Here is a 24796-nt window from a genome sequence, read left to right as displayed (position 1 = left end):
ATTGAATGACTGAATTAGTGAATAAAAAAATTACTATGTTTGGGAAAAATTAAGCGAAAATAGCTCAGTCGGTAGAGCGTCAGTTTCCCAAACTGAAGGCCGCGGGTTCGAATCCCGTTTTTCGCTCACAGCAAACTCCTTCTAACCACTACGTCATTGCGAGGAACGAAGCAATCTCCCGATTAGCAGAGTCACTTGCATATCCTCTTGTCCAACGTAGAGATTGCTTCGTTCCTCGCAATGACGCGTGGTTATAAAATGTCTAAAACACCGTATCCTCCAACATATCCGCATGTTCAGGATAATCCGTAGTATAATGTAATCCCCTGCTTTCATGCCTGGCAGTTGCAGATTTCACCACCAGGTAACTTACCTGTATCAGATTACGCAACTCGCAAAGCTTTACCGATAATTTGGTTTGCTTGTAAAATTCTTCGGTTTCTTCATAAAGCAAACGCAGCCTGCGCATTGCCCGCTCTAACCTAAAGTCGGAACGAACGATCCCCACGTAGTCGTTCATCAACTTTTGCATCTCGCGGATATTGTGTGTAACCAGGATATCTTCGTTAGATAGTTTCACGCCATGCTCATTCCAATCAGGGATGCCCTCAGGTATTTCGAACTTATTGAAAGCCACTACTGCGTCTTCATAAATACGATGCGCAAAAACCAATGCCTCTAATAATGAGTTGGAAGCTAATCTGTTAGCCCCATGCAATCCGGTGGATGAACATTCGCCACAGGCATACAATTGGCGGATAGATGAACGACCGCTATGGTCTACCATTACCCCACCGCACATATAATGGCAAGCCGGTGCAACAGGTATCATATCGCGCGTCATATCTATACCCATCTCCAGGCATTTTGCGTAGATATTAGGGAAGTGCTCTAGAATATCTTTCTTCTTTTTATGGGTGATATCCAGGTAAACAAAATCCTCGCCCGATTTTTTGATCTCGGCATCAATGGCGCGGGCAACAATGTCCCGCGGAGCCAGCGACTTACGTTCGTCGTATTCCTGCATAAACTCCTCGCCATTGGTGCGCCGCAAAACGCCGCCCATACCGCGCACAGCTTCGGAAATTAAGAACGATGGATATTCACCCGGATTATATAAAGCAGTGGGATGGAACTGGATAAACTCCATATTCCGAACTTTTCCTTTAGCACGGTAAACCATGGCCACGCCATCGCCGGTAGCAATAGTGGGGTTAGTAGTTACCGAATAAATATGCCCTGCTCCACCCGATGCCATTACAGTTACCTTGGACAGAATTTTCTCCACATGGTTGGTTTCGGTATTAAATGCGTAAATACCATAGCACTCTATATTATCAGAAGACTTCTTTACCAGCTCACCTAAATGATGCTGCGTAATTAAATCTACCGCAAAATAGTGCGTCAATATCTCAATATTAGGCTCACGATGTATCTCCTCTAATAAGGACCGCTCTATCTCGAAACCGGTAATATCTTTATAATGCAATACCCTAAATTCGGAATGACCGCCCTCTTTTGCGAGATCGTAATTGCCTTCATTAGTACGATCGAAATTGGTACCATACCCAATAATCTCGTTGATCCGTTCCGGTCCTTCTTTTACTACGGCCTCCACAACTTCGCGGTCGCAAAGCCCATCGCCGGCAATCAGGGTATCATTAATGTGTTTTTCAAAGGAATCTTCTTTTTTATCCACAACTACCGCAACGCCACCCTGGGCATACTTCGTGTTGCTTTCGTCTTCGTTGGCTTTTGTAACTATCAGTACCTTACCATGCTTTGCAGCCTTTAGTGCAAAACTTAATCCGGCAATGCCCGAACCTACTACCAGGAAATCCACAGTTCTGGTCATGCTTTATCTATATATTGTGTAAAATTAGTACTAATGTTAATAAGCGGTATAAAACCTGTTAAATTTGTGTAAGTAAAAAGTGAGAAATAAACGCTTTGATGGATAACTCCAATTTTTATCAAATTTTACGATACTTTTGAGCGATTTGTGAGCAGCTTTCACAATGATACTAACATTTTATACAGCAAGTAAATATTAACATTTAAGTTTTGATATTAATATCTGATTGTTACAGCTAGCTAAAAATCAATAAAATAAAAAATAAAAACACGTGGATAAATGTTAGTAAAAGTTTAAAAACAACTTTTTTGCTAAATCGTATCACAAATTCTTAACAATACTAACACCTTAATAACAATAGGTTTTCTTTATATATAAAAAGAACTTATTATTAATTGATTTGTGGAATGGATACCTTCGAAGAAATAAAAATGAATGGTTTTGCCGACGAATACATCGACCCGTCGCTTGACCTGTTTGCCGAAATAGAGAAACTAAAAAAGGAAAAGAATGCTGTTGTGCTGGCCCATTATTACCAGGAAGGAGATATACAGGATATTGCCGATTATATTGGCGATAGCCTTGGCCTTTCGCAACAGGCTGCTAAAACCGACGCCGATATCATCGTTTTTGCCGGCGTACACTTCATGGCCGAAACAGCAAAGATTCTTTCGCCAAACAAAAAGGTTCTGTTACCGGATCTGAAGGCAGGCTGCTCTTTGGCCGACAGCTGCCCGCCGCACCTGTTTAAAAAGTTCAAGGAGAATTACCCCGATCACCTGGTGATCACCTATGTGAATTGTACTGCGGAACTGAAGGCCATGAGCGATATTGTTTGTACCAGCAGTAATGCGGTGCAAATTGTGGAAAGCTTGCCAAAAGATCAGAAGATCATCTTCGGTCCGGATAAAAACCTGGGCGCCTGGGTGGCTAAAAAAACAGGCCGGGATCTGGTGTTATGGAATGGTGCCTGTATGGTGCATGAGATTTTCAGCAGGGAGAAAATTACCAAACTGAAGGAGCGCCACCCCAATGCAAAGATACTGGCCCACCCCGAATGCGAGGAAGTTATCCTGCAGCTGGCAGATTACATAGGCAGCACCACCGGGATACTGAAATATGCCACCAACAGCCCCGAAACGGAGTTTATTGTGGCAACGGAAGCAGGGATTATACACCAGATGGAAAAGGAGAACCCATCTAAAAAATTTTTTCCGGCTCCGCCGAATAATACATGCGCCTGCAACGATTGCCCGCACATGAAACGCAACACGCTGGAAAAATTATACTTGTGTATGAAAAACGGCACGCCCGAAATAGACGTGCCGCAACATATTATAGAAAAAGCTGTTGTGCCGATTGAGCGGATGTTGCAGATATCGGCGAGATTAGGTCTATAAAAATAATATTAACCACGTCATTCGGAGGTACGAAGCAATCTCTAAGCATTGCATAAGCGATTTACAAGTCGGCTTGTCCTATGTAGAGATTGCTTCGTACCTCGCAATGACGTGTGGAAAAATAATTAAGACAATGTTTGAGAACCAGGAACGTACCCATTTAGAGGAATTAGGTGAATTTGGCTTGATTAAACACCTCACTAAAAATATAAAGCTTACCCAAAAAAGCACCATCAAAGGCGTTGGCGACGACGCTGCGGTACTTGATCATGACGGCAAAAAATTATTGGTATCTACCGATATGTTGCTGGAAGGCATCCATTTCGATTTGGCTTACACCCCGTTGAAGCACCTGGGCTATAAAGCCATACAGGTAAACTTAAGCGATATTTACGCCATGAATGGCACCGCCAGCCAGGTTACGGTATCGATTGGGATGAGCAGTAAGTTCCCATTGGAGGCTATTGAAGAATTGTACGAAGGTATTTACCTGGCCTGCGATAACTATAATGTGGATTTGATTGGCGGCGATACTACAGCATCTAAACAGGGCCTGGTGATCAGCGTAACCGTTTTGGGTTATGCCGATGAAAAAGACATCGTTTACCGAAACACTGCCGAAGAGGGCGACCTGATATGCGTATCGGGTGATTTGGGCGGTGCATACACCGGCCTACAGTTATTAGAGCGGGAGAAACTGGTTTATATAGAAAACCCGAACATACAGCCCGACCTGGAAGGCAAAGACTACATCGTAGAACGCCAGCTGAAACCGGAAGCACGTAAGGATATCATCGATTTGCTGAAAGAACTGGATGTAAAACCAACCGCGATGATTGATGTAAGTGATGGTTTAGCTTCAGAGATATTGCACATTTGTAAACAGAGCAATAAGGGCTGTAACCTATACGAAGAAAAGATACCCATCGACCCGATGACTTACGAGACCGCCCGCGAATTCGGCCTCGACCCAACGGTTTGTGCCCTAAGCGGCGGCGAAGATTACGAATTACTCTTCACGGTAAAACAGGCAGATTACGATAAGATAAAGCACAAAATGGATTTCAGCATCATCGGCTACATTACCGAATCGAACGCCGGCTGTAATCTGATTACTAAAAGCAATAATGTGCACACGCTAACAGCGCAGGGTTGGAATGCGTTTAAAGCTAGTGAGTAACAGCAAAAAAAAGCGTCATTGCGAGGAACGAAGCAATCTCTACGCAGGAAAATGCGCCATGCAAATCGCTCTGCTTATAGGGAGATTGCTTCGTGCCTCGCAATGACGCTTTACAGGGAATCGCAAGTTTTAACCTACTCTTCACCAATATATTTCCCATCAATCTGCTTATTAGCTTTCGCTCCCAATTTTTTAATTTTCTCGGCCGTTACCGTTAAATTGCCGCGGCCATCGGTAAGTTTATTCAGCGCTTTGTCGTAGCTATCCTGGCTCTGTTTGATGTTTTTGCCGATGCCTTCCATATCGCCAACAAAACCCACGAATTTATCATACATCTCGCCGCTGAGGCGGGCTATCTCTAAAACGTTTCGGTTTTGGCGTTCCTGTTTCCAAATGCTGGCGATAGTGCGGAGGGTGGCCAATAAGGTACTCGGACTAACAATCACAACCCGTTTATCCCATGCATCGGCAAACAAATCGGCATCCAGCTGCACGGCAAAACTGAAGGAGGATTCTATGGGGACGAAGAGCAACACAAAATCGGGCGAGTTTACCTGGTACAGGTCGTGGTAGTTTTTCCCGGACAGGCCATGCACATGCGCCCGGATAGATTCGATATGCGCTTTAGAAAATAAACGGCGCTCTTCTTCCGTTTCGCAATTAACTAATCGCTCGTAAGCGATGAGCGATACCTTAGAATCAATTATTAAATGTTTTTCATCAGGAAGGTCAATTATTACATCGGGCTGCAGCCTGCTGCCGTCTGTGTGGTTCAAGCTGGCTTGTATGCGGTATTCGCGGTCGCGTACCAGACCGCTGCGCTCCAAAACCTTCTCCAAGATCACCTCTCCCCAGTTGCCCTGCTTTTTATTATCACCTTTGAGTGCTTTAGTTAGGTTTGATGCTTCGGTGCTGATGAGTTTATTCAGGTCCATCAATTTTGATATTTCGCCGCGTAAAACGTGCCGCTCCGCGGCTTCGGTGCTGTAAACCTTATCCACTTTCGCTTCGAAGGCCTTGATGTTTTCTTTAAGCGGATTGAGGATGGTATCTATACTCAATCGGTTAACATCCGTAAACTCCCTGCTTTTTTCTTTTAAAAGTTTTTCGGCAATATTCTCAAACTCTTTCTGGAAATGGCTGCGGGTTTGCTCAATGTCGGCTTTTTGCTCGGCCAGTTTTTCCTGCTGCGCTTTGTAGTACGACCGTGCAGATTCCAGCGACTGGTTGGCCTGCCCCAACTGGCCACGCAAATCAAACAATTCGTCTAACAGTCGGGTTTGCTCGTCCTTAAAGTGTTTGGTGATATTGTCTTTTTCGGCAATTGCGCCGGAAACCCGCTGTTCTGCAACGGCCACAGAAATTTTAAGCCTTTCATTCTCTGTCTTCAGCTTAGCATGTTCATCTGCTGAAATATTCGAGCTGCCTGGTTTTTTAACGAAGAAAACCACCAGCGCTGCAATAAATAATATACCGGAAACAACCAAAACCATTATATCCATTTTGATAAAAAAATTAGCAAAACGAATGTAGCAATTTATAGATTACTAAAGAAAGCAATAATTACGGATTTGTTTTCAGCGTATCTTTTGGTGCATTTGCTGTACCGTTGCCATTGCCGCTGGTATCTTTACCGCCTGTTTCCGTTGGGCTTACAGCATAGCCAGAGCTATCTGCCGGGCCTGAATTACCGATATGCTTTTGTCCCGAATCTGCCTGCGCCCCACCTGTTTGCCCTGTGTTGCCTTTGCAGGCGGTGAAAAACAGCAGCGCAGCGGCCAGTATGATTACCAAATAAGAAATGACTTGTTTCATGGCGATAGTTTGTGTTCTTAAACTACAAATGGCATATTTACATGTTTTATAAAAACCAAAATATACCTGCCATGAAATACGCAATCATCTTGTTGGCCCTTTTGGGCTGCATTTCTATAAACTCTTGTTCAAAAAAGGGAGCTGCGGGGCCTGTGTCACACAATATAAAAGTAACGGTTACGGCTACAGCGGCCTTTAATGTTACCTTATCTGCAATAAAAGCCGGCGAGACGGTAAGTTCTGCTATCGATACTAAATCGGTAACTACCGGTAGTTATGAGTTCACTACCGGCCTGGTGGCCGGTGGCGTATTGCACGTGGAGATACAGAACGCGGGCGGCGAAAACACGGTATCGTACATTATTACCGACAACAGTACAACGGTAGCGCAAGAATCGGCTAAGGAATTGGGCTCTTTTACTAAAATCAGTACTGACTATACAGTAAACTAATATGAGGCTGTATCATAAATGCTTTTTAGGCATTTTACTCAAAATTAAATTTGGCTTTGTGTTCTTTGTGTTTTCCCCTTTGTGGCCTTTGTGGTAAAAATTTAAACACAAAGGCCGCAAAGATTGGCATACCGTTTAGCGCAAATGACACAAAGCCTATCTTGACCAAATTTAGTTTTGTTGTTTAACACTGGGTTTTATATATGATACAGCCTCATTGCCTTACTTACAATATTTAGTGAGGTATTCTTCGGCATCCTTGTCGCCAAGTTCCAGGCCCTTCTTCCAGTCGATACAGGCCGAAGCATCATCTTTAAGCATATGCTCGGCGTATGCACGATTGGTGAAATACGTGCCGTCTTTAGGCTCCAGTTCGATGGCTTTGGAGTAATCTACAATAGCGCCTTTGTAATCCTGTAAAGACCGCTTGGCAACACCACGATTGTTATAGGCGTTGGTGTATTTAGGATCTAATTTTAAAGCCTGGTTATAGTCGAGGATGGAATTGGCGTAATCGTCAAGATTCAATTTATTATTGCCGCGTTTAAAGAAACCATCAGGGTCGGTAGGCTCCAGGGCGATGTACTTGTCGAAATCTTCCACCGCATCCGCATAATTGCTTTGCGATTCGTGCGCGAGGCCCCGGTTATAAAACGAATTGGCATATTTTGGGTCGATGGCAAGCGCTTTGTTAGCATCGCTGATGGCGCCGTCATAGTCCTCGCTTTTGTATTTGGCTATACCGCGGTTGTTATACGCATCTAAAAACGTGGGATCTAATTGTATAGCCACCGTGTAATCTACAATGGCTGCGGCATAATCCTTTAAATAACGCTTGGAATCACCACGGCTGTAATAGATATCGCCGTTTTTAGGGTCGAGTTGAGCAGCTTTGTCGAATGATTCTATTGCACCTTTGTAATCCTCCATCAAATTTTTGGTGAGGCCGGTGTTGTAATGCGGGCGGTAGTCTTCAGGATCAAGCTCCATTACTTTATTAAAAAGTTCGATAGCACCCTTATATTCTTCGAGCCTTTTTTTGCAGATACCCATTTCGTTATAGAAATCCGGATCGCCAGGGTCTATAGCCGAACCTTTACTAAAGTAATCCAGGGCGGTTTTGTAATCCTTCTGTATGCGTTTTACCATGCCGATGTTGTATAGTGCGGCAGAGCTGTTCGGCTTCATCAACAGGTAAGCGTTATAATCTTTAAGCGCGCCGGTGTAATCTTCAAGCGATTGTTTGGTGCGGCCCCTATCCAGCAAAGCTTCTTTGTATTTGGGGTTTATCAGCAAGGCCTTGTTCAGATCGGCCAACGCAAGTTTGTATTTATCCAGGTTAAGATAGGCACTGCCACGTTTGTAGTACGCAACCGAGTCGTTGGGTTTTTGAGCGATGATTTTGGTATAATACTTTACAGTACCGGCGTTTTTAATGCTATCGGCATTAGGTGCCTGCGCCTTTGCAAACAGCGGCAATAGTAGAATGAGGAACAGAAGCTTTTTCATGGCTTAATGCATAAGGTTTAAGCCCCTAAGATAATTTTTTGCTTTGATTGGGAGATTAAAAAACCAATAAAAAATTATTTTGCTTTTTCCACTTTTAAGCCCACATCGCTTACTTCGTGCAGGGGGTTGTCGCGCATGTTTTGCTCTAACTCGAAATGGTACACGCCGGGAGTCGGGAATTTATATGCTGTACGCAAAGGCATTTGATAGCTATACAAATTGCCACTGCCGCTGCCCAGCCACTCGCCATCCTTGTTGGCCAGCGTAAACTCGTAGCGTAGCTTGCTGAGTTTTTTATCGGGAGATGTTTGGTAAAATAAGGTGTACATGTTAGAATACCGATACCCGCCCCCAACCCGTAAGTTGAAATAAAGATTATAAGGCACACGGGCATCATCAATTTTAACATCAAATTTTACGCGGTTGCCGTACGACCAGTTGTGGTTATCAATCTCGGTACTGGTATCTATAACCGTTGCCGCGTCTTTGCAACCCTCGGTCGCAAAAATTAGGGCAAAGCATGTTGCAAGCAACAAATTATGCTTCAGTTTCATTTATTCCGGCCTTGCTGGTGGTGGATTATTGGGGTTACGGTTTGGGCCACGTCGGTTGTTATTGCGCCTGTTGCCATTATTACCTTGCGGGCGGTTTCCGTCTGGTCGGTTCTCACCTTCGGGCCTTGGGCCGACTTGCGCTCCACCTTCTCGTTTTGGGCCATTGTTTTGCTGGCGGTTACCATCAGGCCTCCTGCCGCCTTCCGGCCTTGGGCCTGTTTGGGCGTTGCCTTCCCGCTGAGGCGCATTTGGCTGTCGGTTGCCACCATCGGGTCTTGCGCCTGTTTGCTGGGCCTGTCCTTCGGGACGCGGGCCTTTGCCTCGGCTTTTATTTTTGCTCTTGTTTTTATTGTTATTTCGGCGCTCATCCAGGCGGGTAAGGCTATCCTGGCCAACCACGTTTTCGTAATCAAGCACTTTTACAGGTATCAATTCTACTTGTACGGCCTCGGTAAGGTCGGCAGGTAAAACGCCCTCGCGGTTCATTTGCTGTATTTCTTTTACGCGGGTGATGGGTAAGGGAACCCACGATTCTTCGCGCGGAAAAGCAAACCACATTATCTTTTTAAAGATATCCGTTTTTTGCAGGCGTGCATCGCCTTTTTCGGTCTTCAGTACATTTACATTATCGGGGATGTGCTTTAGCGCATCCATGTAAGTATCCAGCTCGTAGTTTAAGCAGCACTTCAGTTTGCCGCATTGGCCGGCAAGCTTCAGGGTGTTTAAAGATAAGTTTTGGTAACGTGCTGCAGAAGTTGATACCGTTTTAAAATCGGTAAGCCAGGTGCTGCAGCAAAGCTCGCGACCACAACTGCCTATACCGCCAAGGCGGCTTGCTTCCTGGCGCATACCAATCTGGCGCATCTCTATACGGATGCGGAAACTCTCGGCCATTTTCTTGATCAGCTCGCGAAAATCTACGCGGCCTTCGGCCGTATAATAAAAGGTGGCTTTGGTTTTATCGCCCTGGTAATCCACATCGCTTATCTTCATGCTCAGCTTCAGTTCCAAAGCTAAAGTGCGAGACTTGTGCATGGTTTCCCACTCCAAATCTTTGGCTAGTTTCCATTTATCTACATCTGCAGGGGTAGCGCGGCGGTAGATCTTTTTGGTAACATCAGCTTCCTTTACGTGGCGCTTGGTCATTTGCATGCGCACCAGTTCGCCGGTTATGCTTACGTGGCCAATATCGTAGCCACCGGTGGTGGTTTCTACTGCTACCAGTTCACCTGCCTCCAGGTAAATATTGTCGTGATTATGATAGAACTCCTTTCGCGAGCCTTTGAATTTTACTTCGACTATGCTAAAGGGCTTATAATTGTTTGGCATATCCATGTGGGATAGCCAATCGTGTACATCCAGTTTGCTGCAACCGTTAGTAAGGCAACTGCCGTTACTTTTGCAGCCCGCAGGTGAGCAACCGCCCCCTGTTGAGCAACTTCCGCATCCCATAATTAATTCGGTATATAATGATTCCCCGGAGGGACGATTTTTAAATTTAGTACTTTTATAATCTGCAAAGATACATCTAAAAACAAGATCTTAGGGTTAGCATTGCGTTCTATATGATAATGAGCCTTTTCCAGCTCGGTAATAATGGTTTCGGCCTGGGCAATATTCATTACGCCGGCCATTTTTCGCGCTGTTTCCAGCTCTTGCACTGGTAAATGTACCATTCTTTCGGCACCTGCCGATATCAAACAACATTCGCGGATAAAATTGATGCCGTAACGTATGAAATTCTTTTGGTTTTCGCGCCCCATTTTTGATGCCTGATCGGTAAACGCAAGCACCTCCAGGCCCTTGTTGCCAAAGCATAAGCGTAGCCATTGCACAAACATTACATGGTAGCCTTTAGCATCCTGTTGCAGCATGCTTAGCGCTTCGGTCATGTTGCCGTTGCTTAAGTAAGCAATTTCAGAAGCGGCAGTTTCGGTTTGGTTATGCTGCGCAATGAGGTGGCTTTTAACGTCCTCGAAAGTTAAACACGGTATTTTGATGAGTTGCGTGCGCGAGAGGATGGTATTCAGTATCTGATCCTGATTTTGGGCAACTAATAAAAACAGGGTATTGGGCTGCGGCTCTTCAATTACTTTAAGCAACGCGTTTCCCTGTTTATCCAGGTACTCGGGAAGCCATAATATTAATACTTTGTAAACCGATTCAAACGGTTTAAAGCTGAGTTTTTTGATAATTTGATGGCACTCGAGTATGTTGATGTTAGCCTGTTTGTTGCCCGAATCCAAATACCCGCGCCAGGTATCTAAACTTAAGTATGGGTTTTCCGTAAAGGCCGTACGCCATTGGTCGATAAAATCTATCGACGATTCTTTTGGCGTACCGAAGGTTGGGTATGAGAAATGCAGATCGGGGTGCATCAGTTTTTGATACTTGCGGCAGCTGGAACATACCCCGCAGGAATCATCGGGCTGTTTATCCTCGCAGCTTAAATACTGCGCATAAGCAACGGCCAAAGCCAGGCTGCCGGCCCCTTCGGGACCTAAAAACAACTGCGCATGACTCACCCTGTTCTCATTTACAGAGGTAATTAAACGTTGCTTTATAGCGCTTTGCCCGGTAATTTGCTTAAACTGCATTGGTGCAAGTTAAAAATTAGATATGAGATTTTAGATATGAGATTTGAGACCGGAATGGGATTGCGCTATCTTTGAATGTGTTTCAGTTTTTAAATTACAAAAAGATGCCATACTTAACTACTCTCTATTCACTACTCACTACTCACCAGGCATGAGAGTAATGGCTTTCGATTACGGTACCAAGCGCATCGGTATTGCAGTGACCGACCCGATGCAGATCATCGCCACGGGGCTGGATACCATTCACCCGCTGAAGATTATCGACTACCTCAAAAAATACCTGCAAACCGAACCTGTAGAACGCTTTATTGTTGGTGAACCCAAGCAGATGGACAATACGCCCTCCCAATCTGCACCCCATGTAAAAGGCTTTGTAAATCTTTTGAAGAAAACCTTCCCGGAGATCCCCATAGAAATGCTGGACGAACGCTTCACTTCTAAAATGGCATCAGCCGTTATAGCCCAAAGCGGCATGGGCAAAAAAGCCAGGCAGAACAAGGAACTGGTGGATACGATATCGGCGGTAATATTGCTGCAGGGGTGGATGGGGAAAAGTTTCTAATCCGTTGATCCTTCCCTCGTCATTTTTCTGAACCATGATTTGCTTGATTAGGGGATTTCTCGATTTGACAGTAATGATTTTTCGATTTTGATAGAAAGTAGTATTTTGCTCAATGAAGCATAAGGAACTCACGGAAAAGATTATCGGTTGTGCAATGCGGGTGCACAGTACGCTGGGGAATGGTTTTCAGGAAGTGATATATCAGCGTGCATTAGAAATCGAGTTTGATAAAGCCAATTTGGTTTATGCACGTGAATTGGAAATGATAATTTACTATGATAGTATAGAAATAGGAACACGTAGGGTAGACTTCTTTGTAGAAGAAGCTATTATGGTTGAATTAAAAGCAATAGTTGCGTTAGAAGATGTGCATTTGGCCCAAGCCATGAATTATTTGGAAGCCTATAAAATGGAGATTGGACTTTTGATAAATTTTGGCTCAAAGAGTTTGCAGTTCAAAAGAGTGCATAATAACAAGCTTATTGTCTGAACCATGATTCACTTGATTAGAAGATGACTTGATTTTTTGCTCACCTCCCACGGATAGTTGCCACTTTGCATCCCTAAATCCTCTAATCAAGTGAATCATGGTTCAGACAATAGGGCGCGAATCCTCGTCAAAAAATATTTCCCTAAATTTGCCCAATGGAAATTTTAGATCCGGCTTTACAATCCTACCTTGATGCCCACCTCGACCCCGAGACCCCCGAACTGCAGGCTATCAACCGCGAAACGTATTTAAAAGTGCTGAAGCCGCACATGCTAAGTGGCCATTACCAGGGCAGGTTGCTGAGCATGCTGAGCAAAATGATTGCGCCGAAACTTATTTTGGAGATAGGGACATTTACCGGCTACTCTGCCATTTGCTTAAGCGAGGGACTGGTGGAAGGCGGCGTTTTGCACACCATAGAAGTTAACCGCGAATACGAGGAAATGCTTGTTTCACATTTTAAATCAACAAATGTGGACAAAAAAATAAAGCTGCATTTTGGGCCCGCAGAGGCCGTTATTGCTGATTTAGAGGAAAATAACTTCGATTTAGTTTTTATTGATGCGGATAAACGAAATAATTTTACTTATTTTGAACTTGTATTGCACAAAGTAAGGCCCGGTGGGTTAATAATAATTGATAACGTTTTGTGGAAGGGCAAGGTATATGGCAACGAAAAAGATGCCGATACTATAAACATCCGCAAGCTAAATGAGTTAATAGCTTTAAATACGAATGTGGAGAAACTCATCCTCCCCGTTCGCGATGGACTATTGATCATCAGAAAAAAATAATTATGAAGAAACTCTTTACTGCTTCGCTACTGTTAGCATGCGCGTTCATTGCAACCACAGCAACCGTTTCGGCACAAACAGCTCCACAATCATACATCGATAAGTTCAAAGATAATGCCATACGCATTATGCACGAAACAGGTGTACCCGCTAGCATCATTTTAGGCGTGGCCATGCACGAATCGGCCAGTGGCAAGAGCAACATCGCCCAAAATCTCAATAACCAGTTTGGCGTAAAAGGTGGAGGTACTGTAGTTTATTACAAACACAATAAAAAAGTACGCACATCTTATAAACGCTACGATTCGGTTATGGAGTCCTTCCAGGATTTTGCCCGTATAATGACCGAACGCAAACAATTCAGCCACCTGGCCGATAACCTTACCCAATACGATTATGCAGGCTGGGCGCGTGGTATACAACGCAGTGGTTATTGCAGCAGTCGTACCTGGGCATCGCAGGTGATGGGCATTATCAAAAAGTACAAGCTGAACGATCTTGACGAAAAGCCCGTAGAAGCAAAAACGCCGGCACAACTTGCAGACAATAGCCAAAAATAATTTACTTTCGCTTTAGCCGTTCTATTGGCTAAAGTTATTGCTGCATGCGTAAATTTTATATCCTTTTCATCCTTGCTATTCTTTTTAATTCGTGCTCGGCGCATAAAAGCACCATCAGCAGCAGCAAAGCGCGAAAAAACAACCGGTCTATCCAAAAACGTAACCAGGCTGCTATTGCATCGCATCGCAATATGTCGTCTTTGGAGTATATCGACCGCTTTAAGGCCATAGCTATACAGGAGATGAATACCTACGGCATCCCTGCGAGCATAACGCTGGCACAGGGCCTGTTCGAATCGGGTGCGGGCAACAGCGATTTGGCTGTGGCCGCCAACAACCACTTCGGCATTAAATGCGGCAGCACCTGGACGGGCCCAAGCTATTATAAAGACGACGACCAAACCAACGATTGCTTCCGCGTGTACGATAACCCCGAAGACAGCTACCGCGACCACTCCGAATTTTTGAAGAAAAAGAATTACGCAAAGCTTTTTGAACTGGATAAGGACGACTACACGGGCTGGGCCTACGGCCTGAAAAAAGCGGGCTACGCCACCAACCCCAAGTATCCGCAGCTACTGATAAATCTCATTGTAAAATACAACCTGGATCAGTATGACCGGCCTGAAGGCGGCGTTGCCAAAATAAAACGCGAGGACCGTGTGCTGACCGAAATAAACAACGACATTGGCCGGCCCCAACCCGACTCTATTGCTAAGACATCTCCTGACGATAAAATCTATACCGTAAAACAAGGCGATACACTATACAACATCTCCAAACGTTTTGGTATCACTGTTGACGAATTGAAGGCGCTGAACAAGATGGCCGATAACAACTTAAAGCTTGGTCAAAAACTTGTTGTAATAAAATAGCGTGTTAAAATTTGTTAATAAAACCTGCGGCTGTGCTATAAAGGCGTAGCTTTATAGTTCAAAAATGAAATCATGGCTTTCCATCCTGTTTTGCATAATGTTTATGCCGGCTATTGCGCAACAAAGGCCGCTAACAGGTATCGTATTCGATAAAACCAGCAGTGTACGTATTGCAAGGGTAAACGTGCGCAATAGCAATACCGGCGAATCTAATTACAATACTATCAAGGGAGAGTTTACCATAAAAGCCAGCGTTGGCGATGTGCTCATCTTTAGTAAATCTGATCATTTTGCCGATACCCTTACTGTAAAAAATTATTTGCCCATGGCTGTTTATATGCGCCCAACAGCCATACAACTGCAGGAGGTAACCATACGCGATAATGTGCTCAATCCGCAAAGGCGCTACCTGGCCACCAAAAGCGATTACAGCCGGATATATGGTCCATCCAGCAATCCCGATCTGCTTTCTATTGGGCAAAGTGGCGTTGGCTTTAGCATAGATGCGCTTTACAACCTGTTCAGCCGTAGCGGCCGTAATGCCGAGCACCTGAAAGAAATTATAGATCGCGACTACCGCCAGTCGGTAATCGATTTTCGCTTCAATAAAACGTACGTAGGGGGTATCACCTTTTTAAAAGATCCGGAACTGACTGATTTTATGCTGAAGTACCGCCCCAGTTATAACATGGTAACTACGGCCAACGAGTACGATTTTGTTGCCTATGTGCGCAGCAGCTACAAACGCTATCGCCGCAACCCCAGGGCATTTGAGCTGGCACCCCTGCCAAAAATGTTTATCGATACCACTAAATGAGGGGCTGGCTGATTGTGGTCCCCTGGCTGAACGTTAGCGCCATGGCGCTATTTCCATTCATTTTGCTCCGCAGCAGTGCGATGCGTAAAGATGAGGTGTTGCTTAACCACGAACGCATCCATTTACGCCAGCAGATTGAATTACTGGTACTGCCCTTTTATATGTTTTACCTGTTGAATTATCTAGTGAATTTGGCCCGATACCGCAACCATCATCAGGCGTACATGGGTATTTCATTCGAGCGGGAGGCGTACAAAATGGAGGTAGATTTAGCCTATTTAAACCGACGCAAATTTTGTAACTGGCTGATTTTTTTTTGATAGCAAACACATTAGTTTCAGTTTTTGCGTTGAAATAAGAGATTTTTGCTTTTTCTTTGCGTTATGTTGAAAACCGGCTTTAGCTTCTTTTTCCTACTGTCCCTGTCAATTGCCTTGAGTGCCAACGGCCAAACTACCGACACTACCAAACGGGACACCGTAAAAATAGACACCAATTTACTGAACAGGTACCGCATTGCGCCAAGGCCCAATTCAATACCGGTGCCAACCAGGCCTATACAGATACAGCAGGAGCTGATACCCGTAACCATGCTGGATTATAAAGTGAGCTACTGGCGCAAGTATGTTACCCTTGGGCTAAACTTTAACCAGGCGGCATTCAGTAATAACTATAGTGCGGGTGGCGTAACGGCTGTAGCCTTGGGCACCAATTTAATATTCCGTACGGAATACAACAAAGCCCCCTTCAGTTACTCTACAGACCTTAACCTGCTTTACGGAAAAAGTAAAAACAAAGGCCAGGGCGCGCGCAAAACCAACGACCGTATCTTTTTGGATAATAAGGTGGCCACGCAAATGTCTGCACATTGGTTCTTTTTCGGGTCGTTAAGTTTCGAGTCGCAGTTTGATAAGGGTTTCCAGTACGATGCTGCGGGCGTAAACCCGCCTGTGCTGATATCCAATTTGATGTCGCCGGGGTATTTAACCGAGTCTATTGGTTTTGAGTACAAGCCGGCCAAGTATTTTGATTTGCGATTGGGTACCGGTACGGCCCGCCAAACCTTCGTTTTAGATACTACCATTTACCATAACAACCCGGGCAACTACGGCGTTACGCCCGGAAAAACCATCCATACGGATATCGCGTTCCAGATGGTGGCTATTTTTGATAAGGATATTGCCAAGAACATGCACCTCAACGCCCGTTACGATATGTTTGTGCCCTATGGCAAACCGCTTGCCTATGTTCGCCACAGGATGGATGCCGTGCTTGCCGCAAAAGTAAACCGCCTCATCAACGTATCTATAAACGGAACGCTGCTCTTCGATAAGAATACATCTAACGATATACAGGGCACTGAAGGGCTCTCATTGGGGATATTGTACAAGTTCCCGTAATGATCAATATATATTTAAACAGAAAAACCGGCCATCAGCCGGTTTTTCTGTTAATGCACGTAGTGTATGATATTATCCTTTGCTATGATGTTTCCTCAAACTCTGGAAATCTATGTAGTACAATATCTTCAACGAGAGGTTATTGTTCTGTGGCAGGTTGAACGTCTCATGCAGGTTGTTTAGGTAGCCATGGTCGGCAGGCAAATCCTGGTTGAAAGCTGAGTTTTTCCAGGCGAGGCTAAGTTCGCTGCCCGGGGTGAACTGCCATACGTACACCATGTCTACGTTCCAGATATTTACGTTGCGGTCGCTATGGTCGAAGTTGTTAGAGGTAAGCGGTGCCACGTAACCATCTTTGCCCAGGCTAAAAAACTCTTTATTGTTTACCTTGCTCCAATAATGTCGTAGCCTTAAGTTAAGCCCCATAATGCCGCTAAAGGTGTATTTAAGGGTGAATATGTTTTCTACCGTATGCACGTTACGCAAAGCAAAAACCGGGTGGTTGGTATCATCAGTTGTATCGTAACCAAGGTAGTTTATCCGCGGGCTGATCGTAACATCTTCGTTGATAGAGAACTTGTTGCTCAGGCGCAGGTTGAGGAACATTTCAAGGTCGTTACCATGCCCTCCTTTACCGTTCCAAACCCAGGTATCAGAATACCAAAAACCACCCGAAACCATCTTAGAGCGGTTGGTGCTCAGGTTCCAGTTCAGCATAAAATTGCGTGGCGAGCGGTAGCGCTCTCCATCGCGCGCCTCATAAAAATCATTCCCTTCAAAACGGTAATGGCCGTTGATGTTTACCTGCCAAAGGTTTTTGAATGTGCCAAAGCCACCGAAGTTTTGGTTGAAGTTTTGGTAACTAGATTCGTTTACGCGGCGCGAGTAATAGGTGTTGGTCCACGCGCCAAATTGGGTAAAAAAGTGCTTGGGTTTGTAATTGGTGTATTGCATATTAAGGTTATGCTCCAGGTAGTTGTTGTTATTGTAAAAGCCCAGATCGTTAACCTCATATTGGCTATCCACCATATCCTGCCCTACATCCCAGGTAAAATTACCGGATGTTTTACCGCCGATAACCTCGTAGCTGTAACCTGTTTTAGTTTTGGTGCCGCCGCCATACAGGTTACTCATCATGGCAAAGCCGCGCAATTTGTAAGTATTCTTTTTATTGTTGATGTTGTACACCAAACCGCCTACATCAGCAGAGTAATCTTTACCAAAACGGTTTACGTTGGTATTGATGAGCGTTATAGCTGAGTTGTTCTTCAGGTTCTGGTCAAATACCAAAATGTTGTAGTTGGCCACCGGGCTGGTTTCTACCTGCCTGCGGTTGCCTTGCGCATCTTCAATAATTGCAAAGGCGCTGTTGGTAACTGCGTTAAAAACACCTATACCTAAACCGTTTGATAATCTCCCGGAGACCTTAACCGCATTGAGCAATTTGGTTTCTGTAGGGTTGCTTATCACCTCCTCGCCGGGGGCCAGGTTATTATACGCGGCCCCATAGTTGATGGGCGTACCCCCCACGCGCCGCGAATAGAACAAGTTGCCCTTGTTGAACAGCTCGGTACCCTCGGTAAAAAAGGCGCGGTTCTCGTTATACTTCACCTCGAATGGCGTTAGGTTAAGCACTTTATTATCAGACTGTACCTGCCCAAAATCGGGTATCAGTGTAAGGTCGAGCGTAAAAGCGTCGTTTATGCCGTACTTAACATCCATACCTCCGTTTACGGAGGCTTTGGTGTTAGGCACGCCGGCTGTGTTGTATGGGTAATGGTTTACATAGGTAGAAAAATATGGATAAAAGCCCAGGCGTACCGGTGGGTCGAGCTTTTCTAAACCGGTTAAGATGCCTTCCTGGTTGATAAAGCCGTTCATCTTCGGGTCTATTTCATTCCAAAACAATTGCTGCTGTATGCGCTGGCGTTTGCGGATAAGGTTCATGCCCCAGGTTTGGATATCTTTCTTGGCAAAGCGCAGGGCGGAGTAAGGGATGCGCATCTCGGCACTCCATCCATGATCATCAACTACCACCTTGCTGGTCCAAACCGAGTTCCAGTTTGGGTCTTCGGTGTTGCCGTTTTGATCGGGCGGGGTGTATTTTGCATCGAACTGGCTGTTGGCCGATGTAACAAAGAAGCCGGTACCATTGATACCATCCTGATAAGTATCGAAGATGATACCAATGAAATCGGCGTTGCCCACGTTATCGCGTGTGGCAATTTCCTTGGCCACCTTTTCGCCGCTGGTTTCGTACATGCGTGCGCCAATGTAAATGGCGTTGTTATCGTAAATTATCTTTACTTCGGTGCGTTCTTCGGGTTTTTCGTGCGTGCCGGCGTTGGGTTGCAGCTCCACAAAATCGGTTGCGATGGGTACGTTTTGCCAGGCTTTATCATCCAGCAAGCCATCCAGTTTTGGCGGCACATCGGTTTTTACGGCCACCAGGGTTTTCTTGGCCTTTTGCGAAAAAGCGGTTAAAGTGATTACTGATAAGGAAATGGCGAGTACAAATGCCTTCATATGGGGGTGCTGATAGTGCCTATAAGATGTTAGCGGTTTGCCAAACGTTACAGTTTTATATGTTAAAACTTAGTTAAGAGATGTTAAATTTTGGGAATCAGTGCATTGGGTCGCGAAAATAATTTTCGCAGGAGTGCAGTGATTATTTCGCCTGGCCGTTTAATATAATTGGCCCGACCCAACAATTGGGCAATTGATTTTATTTAGTAGAATGGGTTTCTGCTTCAAAATCATACCTTTGTAACCTCAAAAAATCAGGATAAGTAATGTTTGAAAATTTATCAGATAAGCTCGATAGGGCGTTTAAAGTACTAAAAGGACAAGGCTCAATTACGGAAATAAACGTAGCCGAAACCATGAAAGAAATACGTAAGGCACTTTTAGATGCCGACGTTAACTATAAAACCGCCAAAGCATTTACCGACGATGTAAGGCAAAAAGCCATAGGTGCAAACGTGCTTACGTCTATTTCACCGGGGCAATTGCTTACCAAGCTCATGAACGATGAGCTTACCGAGCTGATGGGTGGCACCACTGCCGAACTGGAGCTAAAGGCCTCCCCTACCATCATCCTGATTGCAGGCTTGAATGGTGCGGGTAAAACCACCTTTACCGGTAAGCTGGCCAGCTACCTAAAAACACAAAAAAACAAAAAGCCATTACTGGTTGCCGATGATATTTACCGCCCTGCGGCGATAGACCAACTGCAGGTTTTGGGCCAGCAGATAGGCGTGCCGGTTTATGCCAACCGCGACTCGAAAGACCCGGTTGCCATTGCCTTAGAGGGTATAGCTCAGGCCAGGCGCGACGGCAACAACGTTGTCATCATAGATACCGCCGGCCGTTTAGCGATAGACGAGGCCATGATGGTGGAAATTGAAAAGGTAAAAGCAGCTACCAAACCTCATGAGATATTATTCGTAGTAGATAGCATGACCGGCCAGGATGCCGTGAACACCGCCAAGGTGTTTAACGACAGGCTCGATTTTACCGGCGTAGTATTAACCAAGCTTGATGGTGATACCCGCGGTGGTGCGGCCCTTTCTATCAAATCGGTAGTGAACAAACCGATTAAATTCATCGGTACCGGCGAAAAGATGGAAGCACTTGATGTTTTCCACCCGGATCGTATGGCCTCGCGTATCCTGGGAATGGGCGACGTGGTATCCTTAGTGGAGCGCGCGCAACAGCAATTCGATGAGAAAGAAGCTGCCGAGCTGCAGAAGAAGATCCGCAAGAACAAGTTTGACTTTAACGACTTTTACGGCCAGATACAGCAGATCAAAAAAATGGGTAACATGAAAGATCTGATGGGCATGATACCGGGTGTTGGCAAAATGATGAAAGATGTAGAAGTGAGCGACGATGCTTTTAAAGGCATAGAAGCCATTATCCAGAGTATGACACCCAAGGAGAAAGAGAACCCCGAAATCATCAACCCAAGCCGCCGTATGCGTATTGCAAAAGGCTCTGGCAGCGACCTTGCCGAAGTAAACCGCCTGATGAAGCAATTCGACGATATGAAAAAGGTAATGAAGCAAATGAGCAACCCGGCAGCCATGGCCAACATGATGCGCAGGATGCCGAAACAATAGCCTCCCGAAAGGGTAGCGGGATTTTTAGAAGCCTTGACAGAAATGTTGAGGCTTTTTTTTTAATATTAGGGCATGCAAACACAGGTGTTTAAAGTAGACGAGAGCCAAATTAATAGGATAGCAAGGCGCAATTTCTTGCGGATTTTAAAAATTGCTGTACCCATAATGGTGTTAGTTGTTGCCAGGCAATATTTTCAGTACAAAAATGAACTCAATATTGGGATCATTATATATATGTTTATCGTCCCTTTTGTTGTTTTGATGTCCATGTATATTGGTGGTAAAAAGGCTACAAAATCAATGCTCACGCTTGAAATAATTCAAACAGATAGTGGCGTTGAGAAGCGGGCCGAAATGGCACCTTACAGGCAGATAGCATGGCAGGATTTGATTGTAAGAGAAAAACCCAACGGCAGGTTAGATTTATACGATAAAAATGTATCAGCCTTTATGAGATGGTGGAATGGAAAAGGTAGAATAGTACTACCGCCCGAAATGCTGAACAGGGATTTATTATTGAGCGAACTACAGAAATATGCCGGGCGATACAACGGCGGACTTTGGCTTTTGAAAGTTTAGCTAGCCTTTAACTAAACATAAGCCACACACAAAAACCAAAACGCCCCGCTCAGTCATCCTGAACGGGGCGTTTGCCATTTATTTGGAAGAGTTTATTTAATAGTGGTGCTTACCTTATTATCAAGCGTAAGGTAATCGGTTAGTATCTGTCCGGCTTCGCGTTTCAAAAAGTCCAGGTCTTCGTTCTTTGGTTTGGTGTCGCCTTTTTTCAATGGCGGCAGGCCCAGGGCTACGCGGCGCAGGTTGTTTTGTTCAAATGCTTTCTTTTCGTCGGCATCGCGTTTTAGCTTTAATTGTGCTTCGTTTAGGGTAACGCTTGTTTCCTGTTCGCGGGTTTTCATATCGGCAATATCCTGCAACAGGTATTTAAAGCTGTCGCTGCTGCTCATGCGCTGGTCGTGCAGTTTTTTAAGCTGTGGTATTATCGCGGTAAAGTCGCCTACCCGGGTGTAATCCGTTTTATCTATAACATCGTAAGGCATAGCCGACGGCTCGGTGTCTTCGCCATATTTATCCATCGGGATAACCGAAGGGAACTCAATATCGGGCAGTACACCTTTATGCTGGGTAGAACCGCCGCTGATGCGGTAGAATTTACCGATAGTTAAATTCAATTGCCCGAATTTGTTCTGGCTGCCGGTAGCAACGGTTGATTGTTTGCCCACCAGTTTCGCCAGGCGATCTTTGATGGATGGGCTGATCACTTGGTCGAGGTCTATAATGCGCTGTACTGACCCCTTACCGTAAGTTTGGGTACCAATGATAAGGCCGCGACCGTAATCTTGTATAGCGCCTGAGAATATCTCAGAAGCCGATGCACTGAATCTATCTACAAGTACCGCCAGCGGGCCGCTATAGGCAACAGCCGGGTCGTCGTCTTTTTCCAACTCTACCTGGTTGCGTGGGTCTCTTACTTGTACTACCGGTCCGGTTTTAATAAATAAGCCGGTAAGCTCAGTAGCTTCCATCAGCGAGCCGCCGCCGTTTTGGCGAAGGTCTAACACCACGCCGTCTACACCTTCGCGTTTAAGGGTATCCAGTATCAGCCTCACATCGCGGGTGGTGCTTTTGTAATTGGGGTTGCCCGATTTGTAATCGTTAAAATCCAGGTAAAATGCAGGCACGTTGATGATGCCGATTTTCACTATTTTACCGTTGGAGTTGTAAGTGCGTATTTCTTTTTTAGCCGAGATATCCTTCAAGATGATCTTTTCGCGCACCAGCTCAAGCACCCGTGGTTTTACGGTTGCGCCGGTACCCTTAGGCAATATCTGCAAACGTACAACAGTACCTTTGGTGCCGCGGATAAGCGCGATAGCGTTCTCTATCCTCCAGCCTACTACATCCTGGAACTCGCCGGTTTTACCCTGCGCAACACCGATGATGCGTTCATCTACGGCCAGCTGCTTGCTTTTATCGGCGGGACCACCCGGAACAATGGAAGTAACCGTTACATATTCGTTTTGCGATTGCAAGGTTGCGCCGATGCCCTCTAGTGAACGGGAGATATCGATATTGAATGCAGCCGCAGCCGATGGGATAAAGTAATTGGTGTGAGGATCTATAGCGCCGGTAAAGGCATCCATAAACACCTGGAACACATCGTTGCTGTTCAGTTTATTAGATTGAGTGAGTACGCTGCTATAGCGCTTTTTCAGCGTTTCTTTATTGGCCTCCAGCTCTTTTCCTGCCAGCTTAAGGTTAAGCAAGTCGTATTTTACGCGCTGGGCCCACTGCTCGTGCAGTTCGTTTTCGTTTGCAGCGAAGGGGAGTTTCTCACGGTCGTAAGTAAAGGTGTCGTTTTTGTTAAAATCAATAGGCTTACTTAGCTGCGCAATGGAGAAGTTTACATACTCGGTGTACCTTTTCTGGAACACGTTGAAAATGTAGAACACGTGGCTCAGGTCGCCATTCTTGATGTCGTCGTCTAAAACGGTTTTGAATTGTTCAAACTCCTTTACGTCGCCGGCGGTAAGGTAGTTGTGGTTCTCGTCTATCTTCTTCAAGTATTCGGTATAGATGATGGCAGAGATAGAATCGTTAAGCGGCACCTTTTTGTAGTTATAGGTACTTACCATGCCGGCTACGGTTTTCATCACCACGCTCTGCTGCTCATCGGGCTGCAAATCGTTAGGCCCGGCTTTTTTCATTATTGCCGGTTTGTTGGGCGAGGCGTTGCAGGCCAGCGCAGCCGCCAATGCCAGCATTAAATAACATTTTTTAAACATATCCTTTACAGTAGTTAAGTCGGGACTTTGGTGAAACATCAATACGGGTGCCTGGTTTAATTTCGCTTTATAAAAAAAGAGACAGCTCAGAGCCGTCCCGCTAATATATTGAATAACAATATTACAATAATGTTTGGGTTGTTTTATTTATACGACCCGCATTTTACGTAAATGTTACATAAACGCGGTATTATGTTATTTATTTTGATTTGCCGGGTAACTGGGCCGTTTCGGCATAGCGCAGGTCGGTTTTAGATAGCCACACCTTATTGCTTTTTACGTACGCTATCTTCTTATCTATAAACTGCACCTCGGCGCTGCGACCCGTTGCAATGGCAATGCGGCGCGCCTCGGCAAGATCCTGCTGTGCCTGGGGCAAATCACCCAGATCGGCTTTTACCATAGCCAGTGCTATCAGGCTGATAATGGTGTGCGCATCATCGGCCTGTATTTTTGATAGGCGGATGCTTTGCAGGTAATACCATTTAGCTTCTGAAAGGCGGTTCTCCAGCACATACAACTGCGCCAACTCACTAAAACTATAGCTGGCCATGGCGTATTCGCGGTAGCGCATATGGTGCTGGGCGGCCTTAATTACCTCCTTTTCGCAAAGCTCCAAATTATAAGCACTGCGTTGTACCTGTTTAACCTGTAAGGCTACTTTGGCCATGGTAAACCAGGGCAGGCGCTGTACAGAATGGGTTTTTTGCTGCACGATTAGCGGATACCGTTTGTGCTTTTTGAAATCGCCCCGCCACCACTGGGCCGAAGCCGTAAGGTTGCAAGCGCAAAGAAGTACGATAATCAGGTATCTCATTTAAGATTTTTTCTCCCCGGGATAATTAAATTAACTGGTATGTAAAGATAGTGCTAAAATTTGGATTTGCAAATAGGGCTGATGGGGTTATGATGCTTATAAACAAACGCAAATGATGTATAACGGCTATTTATGTGCTTTGGTATATGCAAGCATCAGGCAATACTTTTTTCGATACACACCGTCAGAAA

The 24796-nt window shown here is 45.1% G+C and carries 23 protein-coding genes and 1 tRNA gene; 14 read left to right on the top strand and 10 right to left on the bottom strand.

The genetic code is table 11. From position 1 onward, the window contains the following. Window positions 1–53 precede the first annotated feature (53 nt). Window positions 54–126, top strand: a tRNA-Gly gene (locus E2R66_RS03165). A 136-nt stretch (window positions 127–262) separates the two neighbouring features. Here E2R66_RS03165 and nadB read toward each other — a convergent pair. Then, on the bottom strand, window positions 263–1855 hold the full coding sequence (gene nadB / locus E2R66_RS03160; RefSeq protein ID WP_133226443.1) for an L-aspartate oxidase: 1593 nt from the start codon (window positions 1853–1855) through the stop codon (window positions 263–265). Between the two features lie 407 nt (window positions 1856–2262). Between nadB and nadA the strand changes: the two genes are divergently transcribed. Both nadA and thiL read left to right on the top strand, forming a co-directional pair. After that, the gene (gene nadA, locus E2R66_RS03155; RefSeq protein ID WP_133226445.1) at window positions 2263–3255 is read left to right on the top strand and encodes a quinolinate synthase NadA; all 993 of its coding nucleotides are present in this window, start codon (window positions 2263–2265) and stop codon (window positions 3253–3255) included. A 133-nt stretch (window positions 3256–3388) separates the two neighbouring features. After that, window positions 3389–4435, top strand: a complete 1047-nt coding sequence (thiL, locus tag E2R66_RS03150) for a thiamine-phosphate kinase (protein WP_133226447.1) — start codon at window positions 3389–3391, stop codon at window positions 4433–4435. Window positions 4436–4569: 134 nt separating this feature from the next. On the opposite strand, the gene rmuC is transcribed toward thiL, so the two are convergent. Continuing rightward, window positions 4570–5937, bottom strand: a complete 1368-nt coding sequence (gene rmuC / locus E2R66_RS03145) for a DNA recombination protein RmuC (RefSeq protein ID WP_133226449.1) — start codon at window positions 5935–5937, stop codon at window positions 4570–4572. 61 nt (window positions 5938–5998) lie between these two features. Next, the gene (locus E2R66_RS03140) at window positions 5999–6250 is read right to left on the bottom strand and encodes a hypothetical protein (protein ID WP_133226451.1); all 252 of its coding nucleotides are present in this window, start codon (window positions 6248–6250) and stop codon (window positions 5999–6001) included. 71 nt (window positions 6251–6321) lie between these two features. Between E2R66_RS03140 and E2R66_RS03135 the strand changes: the two genes are divergently transcribed. Further along, window positions 6322–6702: a hypothetical protein gene (locus tag E2R66_RS03135; protein WP_133226453.1), complete on the top strand. Its 381-nt coding sequence runs from the start codon at window positions 6322–6324 to the stop codon at window positions 6700–6702. Window positions 6703–6924: 222 nt separating this feature from the next. On the opposite strand, the gene E2R66_RS03130 is transcribed toward E2R66_RS03135, so the two are convergent. The 4 genes from E2R66_RS03130 to E2R66_RS03115 all read right to left on the bottom strand — a co-directional run bounded on the left by E2R66_RS03130 (window position 6925) and on the right by E2R66_RS03115 (window position 11362). Next, a complete protein-coding gene (locus tag E2R66_RS03130; RefSeq protein ID WP_133226455.1) occupies window positions 6925–8211 on the bottom strand; it encodes a tetratricopeptide repeat protein in 1287 nt (428 codons plus the stop codon). Window positions 8212–8285: 74 nt separating this feature from the next. Then, entirely contained in the window at window positions 8286–8765 is a 480-nt protein-coding gene (locus E2R66_RS03125) for a gliding motility lipoprotein GldH (protein ID WP_133226457.1), read from the bottom strand. Further along, window positions 8766–10217 carry a regulatory iron-sulfur-containing complex subunit RicT gene (ricT, locus tag E2R66_RS03120; RefSeq protein WP_133226459.1) on the bottom strand — a complete coding sequence of 484 codons (1452 nt, stop codon included), beginning with the start codon at window positions 10215–10217 and terminating at the stop codon, window positions 8766–8768. A 2-nt stretch (window positions 10218–10219) separates the two neighbouring features. Continuing rightward, entirely contained in the window at window positions 10220–11362 is a 1143-nt protein-coding gene (locus E2R66_RS03115; RefSeq protein WP_133226461.1) for a DNA polymerase III subunit, read from the bottom strand. Window positions 11363–11513: 151 nt separating this feature from the next. Between E2R66_RS03115 and ruvX the strand changes: the two genes are divergently transcribed. The 8 genes from ruvX to E2R66_RS03075 all read left to right on the top strand — a co-directional run bounded on the left by ruvX (window position 11514) and on the right by E2R66_RS03075 (window position 16860). Beyond that, a complete protein-coding gene (ruvX, locus tag E2R66_RS03110) occupies window positions 11514–11924 on the top strand; it encodes a Holliday junction resolvase RuvX (RefSeq protein WP_133226463.1) in 411 nt (136 codons plus the stop codon). Window positions 11925–12036: 112 nt separating this feature from the next. Next, window positions 12037–12414: a GxxExxY protein gene (locus E2R66_RS03105; protein ID WP_133226465.1), complete on the top strand. Its 378-nt coding sequence runs from the start codon at window positions 12037–12039 to the stop codon at window positions 12412–12414. A gap of 155 nt (window positions 12415–12569) precedes the next feature. Then, the gene (locus E2R66_RS03100) at window positions 12570–13208 is read left to right on the top strand and encodes an O-methyltransferase (protein WP_133226467.1); all 639 of its coding nucleotides are present in this window, start codon (window positions 12570–12572) and stop codon (window positions 13206–13208) included. A 2-nt stretch (window positions 13209–13210) separates the two neighbouring features. After that, window positions 13211–13768 (top strand): glucosaminidase domain-containing protein, encoded by a 558-nt coding sequence (locus tag E2R66_RS03095; protein WP_133226469.1) that lies wholly within the window; start codon window positions 13211–13213, stop codon window positions 13766–13768. Window positions 13769–13812: 44 nt separating this feature from the next. Continuing rightward, the gene (locus tag E2R66_RS03090; protein WP_133226471.1) at window positions 13813–14643 is read left to right on the top strand and encodes a glucosaminidase domain-containing protein; all 831 of its coding nucleotides are present in this window, start codon (window positions 13813–13815) and stop codon (window positions 14641–14643) included. A gap of 64 nt (window positions 14644–14707) precedes the next feature. After that, window positions 14708–15460 (top strand): hypothetical protein, encoded by a 753-nt coding sequence (locus E2R66_RS03085; RefSeq protein ID WP_133226473.1) that lies wholly within the window; start codon window positions 14708–14710, stop codon window positions 15458–15460. Then, window positions 15457–15780 (top strand): hypothetical protein, encoded by a 324-nt coding sequence (locus tag E2R66_RS03080; RefSeq protein WP_133226475.1) that lies wholly within the window; start codon window positions 15457–15459, stop codon window positions 15778–15780. Before E2R66_RS03085 ends, E2R66_RS03080 begins: the two co-directional genes overlap by 4 nt. A 63-nt stretch (window positions 15781–15843) precedes the next feature. Beyond that, window positions 15844–16860: a DUF3078 domain-containing protein gene (locus tag E2R66_RS03075; RefSeq protein ID WP_133226477.1), complete on the top strand. Its 1017-nt coding sequence runs from the start codon at window positions 15844–15846 to the stop codon at window positions 16858–16860. Window positions 16861–16932: 72 nt separating this feature from the next. Here the strand turns inward: E2R66_RS03075 and E2R66_RS03070 are convergent, their stop codons facing one another. Then, entirely contained in the window at window positions 16933–19386 is a 2454-nt protein-coding gene (locus E2R66_RS03070; RefSeq protein WP_133226479.1) for a DUF5916 domain-containing protein, read from the bottom strand. Between the two features lie 266 nt (window positions 19387–19652). Here E2R66_RS03070 and ffh point away from each other — a divergent pair, with 266 nt between their 5' ends. Both ffh and E2R66_RS03060 read left to right on the top strand, forming a co-directional pair. Then, window positions 19653–20981, top strand: a complete 1329-nt coding sequence (ffh, locus tag E2R66_RS03065; protein WP_133226481.1) for a signal recognition particle protein — start codon at window positions 19653–19655, stop codon at window positions 20979–20981. A 72-nt stretch (window positions 20982–21053) separates the two neighbouring features. After that, the gene (locus E2R66_RS03060; RefSeq protein WP_133226483.1) at window positions 21054–21560 is read left to right on the top strand and encodes a hypothetical protein; all 507 of its coding nucleotides are present in this window, start codon (window positions 21054–21056) and stop codon (window positions 21558–21560) included. A gap of 92 nt (window positions 21561–21652) precedes the next feature. Here the strand turns inward: E2R66_RS03060 and E2R66_RS03055 are convergent, their stop codons facing one another. Both E2R66_RS03055 and E2R66_RS03050 read right to left on the bottom strand, forming a co-directional pair. Then, window positions 21653–23827: a carboxy terminal-processing peptidase gene (locus E2R66_RS03055; protein ID WP_240049224.1), complete on the bottom strand. Its 2175-nt coding sequence runs from the start codon at window positions 23825–23827 to the stop codon at window positions 21653–21655. 160 nt (window positions 23828–23987) lie between these two features. After that, a complete protein-coding gene (locus E2R66_RS03050) occupies window positions 23988–24605 on the bottom strand; it encodes a hypothetical protein (protein ID WP_133226485.1) in 618 nt (205 codons plus the stop codon). Window positions 24606–24796 lie beyond the last annotated feature (191 nt).

The organism is Mucilaginibacter psychrotolerans (assembly GCF_004519315.1).
Classification (GTDB): Bacteria; Bacteroidota; Bacteroidia; order Sphingobacteriales; family Sphingobacteriaceae; genus Mucilaginibacter; species Mucilaginibacter psychrotolerans.
Note: the sequence above shows the minus strand (reverse complement) of the source record. Positions and strands in the feature narration are given on the sequence as shown.

Excerpts from the sequence above, each read along its gene's own strand:
- nadB (WP_133226443.1), bottom strand. The coding sequence starts at position 1,855 with ATGACCAGAACTGTGGATTTCCTGGTAGTAGGTTCGGGCATTGCCGGA.
- nadA (WP_133226445.1), top strand. The coding sequence starts at position 2,263 with ATGGATACCTTCGAAGAAATAAAAATGAATGGTTTTGCCGACGAATAC.
- thiL (WP_133226447.1), top strand. The coding sequence starts at position 3,389 with ATGTTTGAGAACCAGGAACGTACCCATTTAGAGGAATTAGGTGAATTT.
- rmuC (WP_133226449.1), bottom strand. The coding sequence starts at position 5,937 with ATGGATATAATGGTTTTGGTTGTTTCCGGTATATTATTTATTGCAGCG.
- E2R66_RS03140 (WP_133226451.1), bottom strand. The coding sequence starts at position 6,250 with ATGAAACAAGTCATTTCTTATTTGGTAATCATACTGGCCGCTGCGCTG.
- E2R66_RS03135 (WP_133226453.1), top strand. The coding sequence starts at position 6,322 with ATGAAATACGCAATCATCTTGTTGGCCCTTTTGGGCTGCATTTCTATA.
- E2R66_RS03130 (WP_133226455.1), bottom strand. The coding sequence starts at position 8,211 with ATGAAAAAGCTTCTGTTCCTCATTCTACTATTGCCGCTGTTTGCAAAG.
- E2R66_RS03125 (WP_133226457.1), bottom strand. The coding sequence starts at position 8,765 with ATGAAACTGAAGCATAATTTGTTGCTTGCAACATGCTTTGCCCTAATT.
- ricT (WP_133226459.1), bottom strand. The coding sequence starts at position 10,217 with ATGGGATGCGGAAGTTGCTCAACAGGGGGCGGTTGCTCACCTGCGGGC.
- E2R66_RS03115 (WP_133226461.1), bottom strand. The coding sequence starts at position 11,362 with ATGCAGTTTAAGCAAATTACCGGGCAAAGCGCTATAAAGCAACGTTTA.
- ruvX (WP_133226463.1), top strand. The coding sequence starts at position 11,514 with ATGAGAGTAATGGCTTTCGATTACGGTACCAAGCGCATCGGTATTGCA.
- E2R66_RS03105 (WP_133226465.1), top strand. The coding sequence starts at position 12,037 with ATGAAGCATAAGGAACTCACGGAAAAGATTATCGGTTGTGCAATGCGG.
- E2R66_RS03100 (WP_133226467.1), top strand. The coding sequence starts at position 12,570 with ATGGAAATTTTAGATCCGGCTTTACAATCCTACCTTGATGCCCACCTC.
- E2R66_RS03095 (WP_133226469.1), top strand. The coding sequence starts at position 13,211 with ATGAAGAAACTCTTTACTGCTTCGCTACTGTTAGCATGCGCGTTCATT.
- E2R66_RS03090 (WP_133226471.1), top strand. The coding sequence starts at position 13,813 with ATGCGTAAATTTTATATCCTTTTCATCCTTGCTATTCTTTTTAATTCG.
- E2R66_RS03085 (WP_133226473.1), top strand. The coding sequence starts at position 14,708 with ATGAAATCATGGCTTTCCATCCTGTTTTGCATAATGTTTATGCCGGCT.
- E2R66_RS03080 (WP_133226475.1), top strand. The coding sequence starts at position 15,457 with ATGAGGGGCTGGCTGATTGTGGTCCCCTGGCTGAACGTTAGCGCCATG.
- E2R66_RS03075 (WP_133226477.1), top strand. The coding sequence starts at position 15,844 with ATGTTGAAAACCGGCTTTAGCTTCTTTTTCCTACTGTCCCTGTCAATT.
- E2R66_RS03070 (WP_133226479.1), bottom strand. The coding sequence starts at position 19,386 with ATGAAGGCATTTGTACTCGCCATTTCCTTATCAGTAATCACTTTAACC.
- ffh (WP_133226481.1), top strand. The coding sequence starts at position 19,653 with ATGTTTGAAAATTTATCAGATAAGCTCGATAGGGCGTTTAAAGTACTA.
- E2R66_RS03060 (WP_133226483.1), top strand. The coding sequence starts at position 21,054 with ATGCAAACACAGGTGTTTAAAGTAGACGAGAGCCAAATTAATAGGATA.
- E2R66_RS03055 (WP_240049224.1), bottom strand. The coding sequence starts at position 23,827 with ATGTTTCACCAAAGTCCCGACTTAACTACTGTAAAGGATATGTTTAAA.
- E2R66_RS03050 (WP_133226485.1), bottom strand. The coding sequence starts at position 24,605 with ATGAGATACCTGATTATCGTACTTCTTTGCGCTTGCAACCTTACGGCT.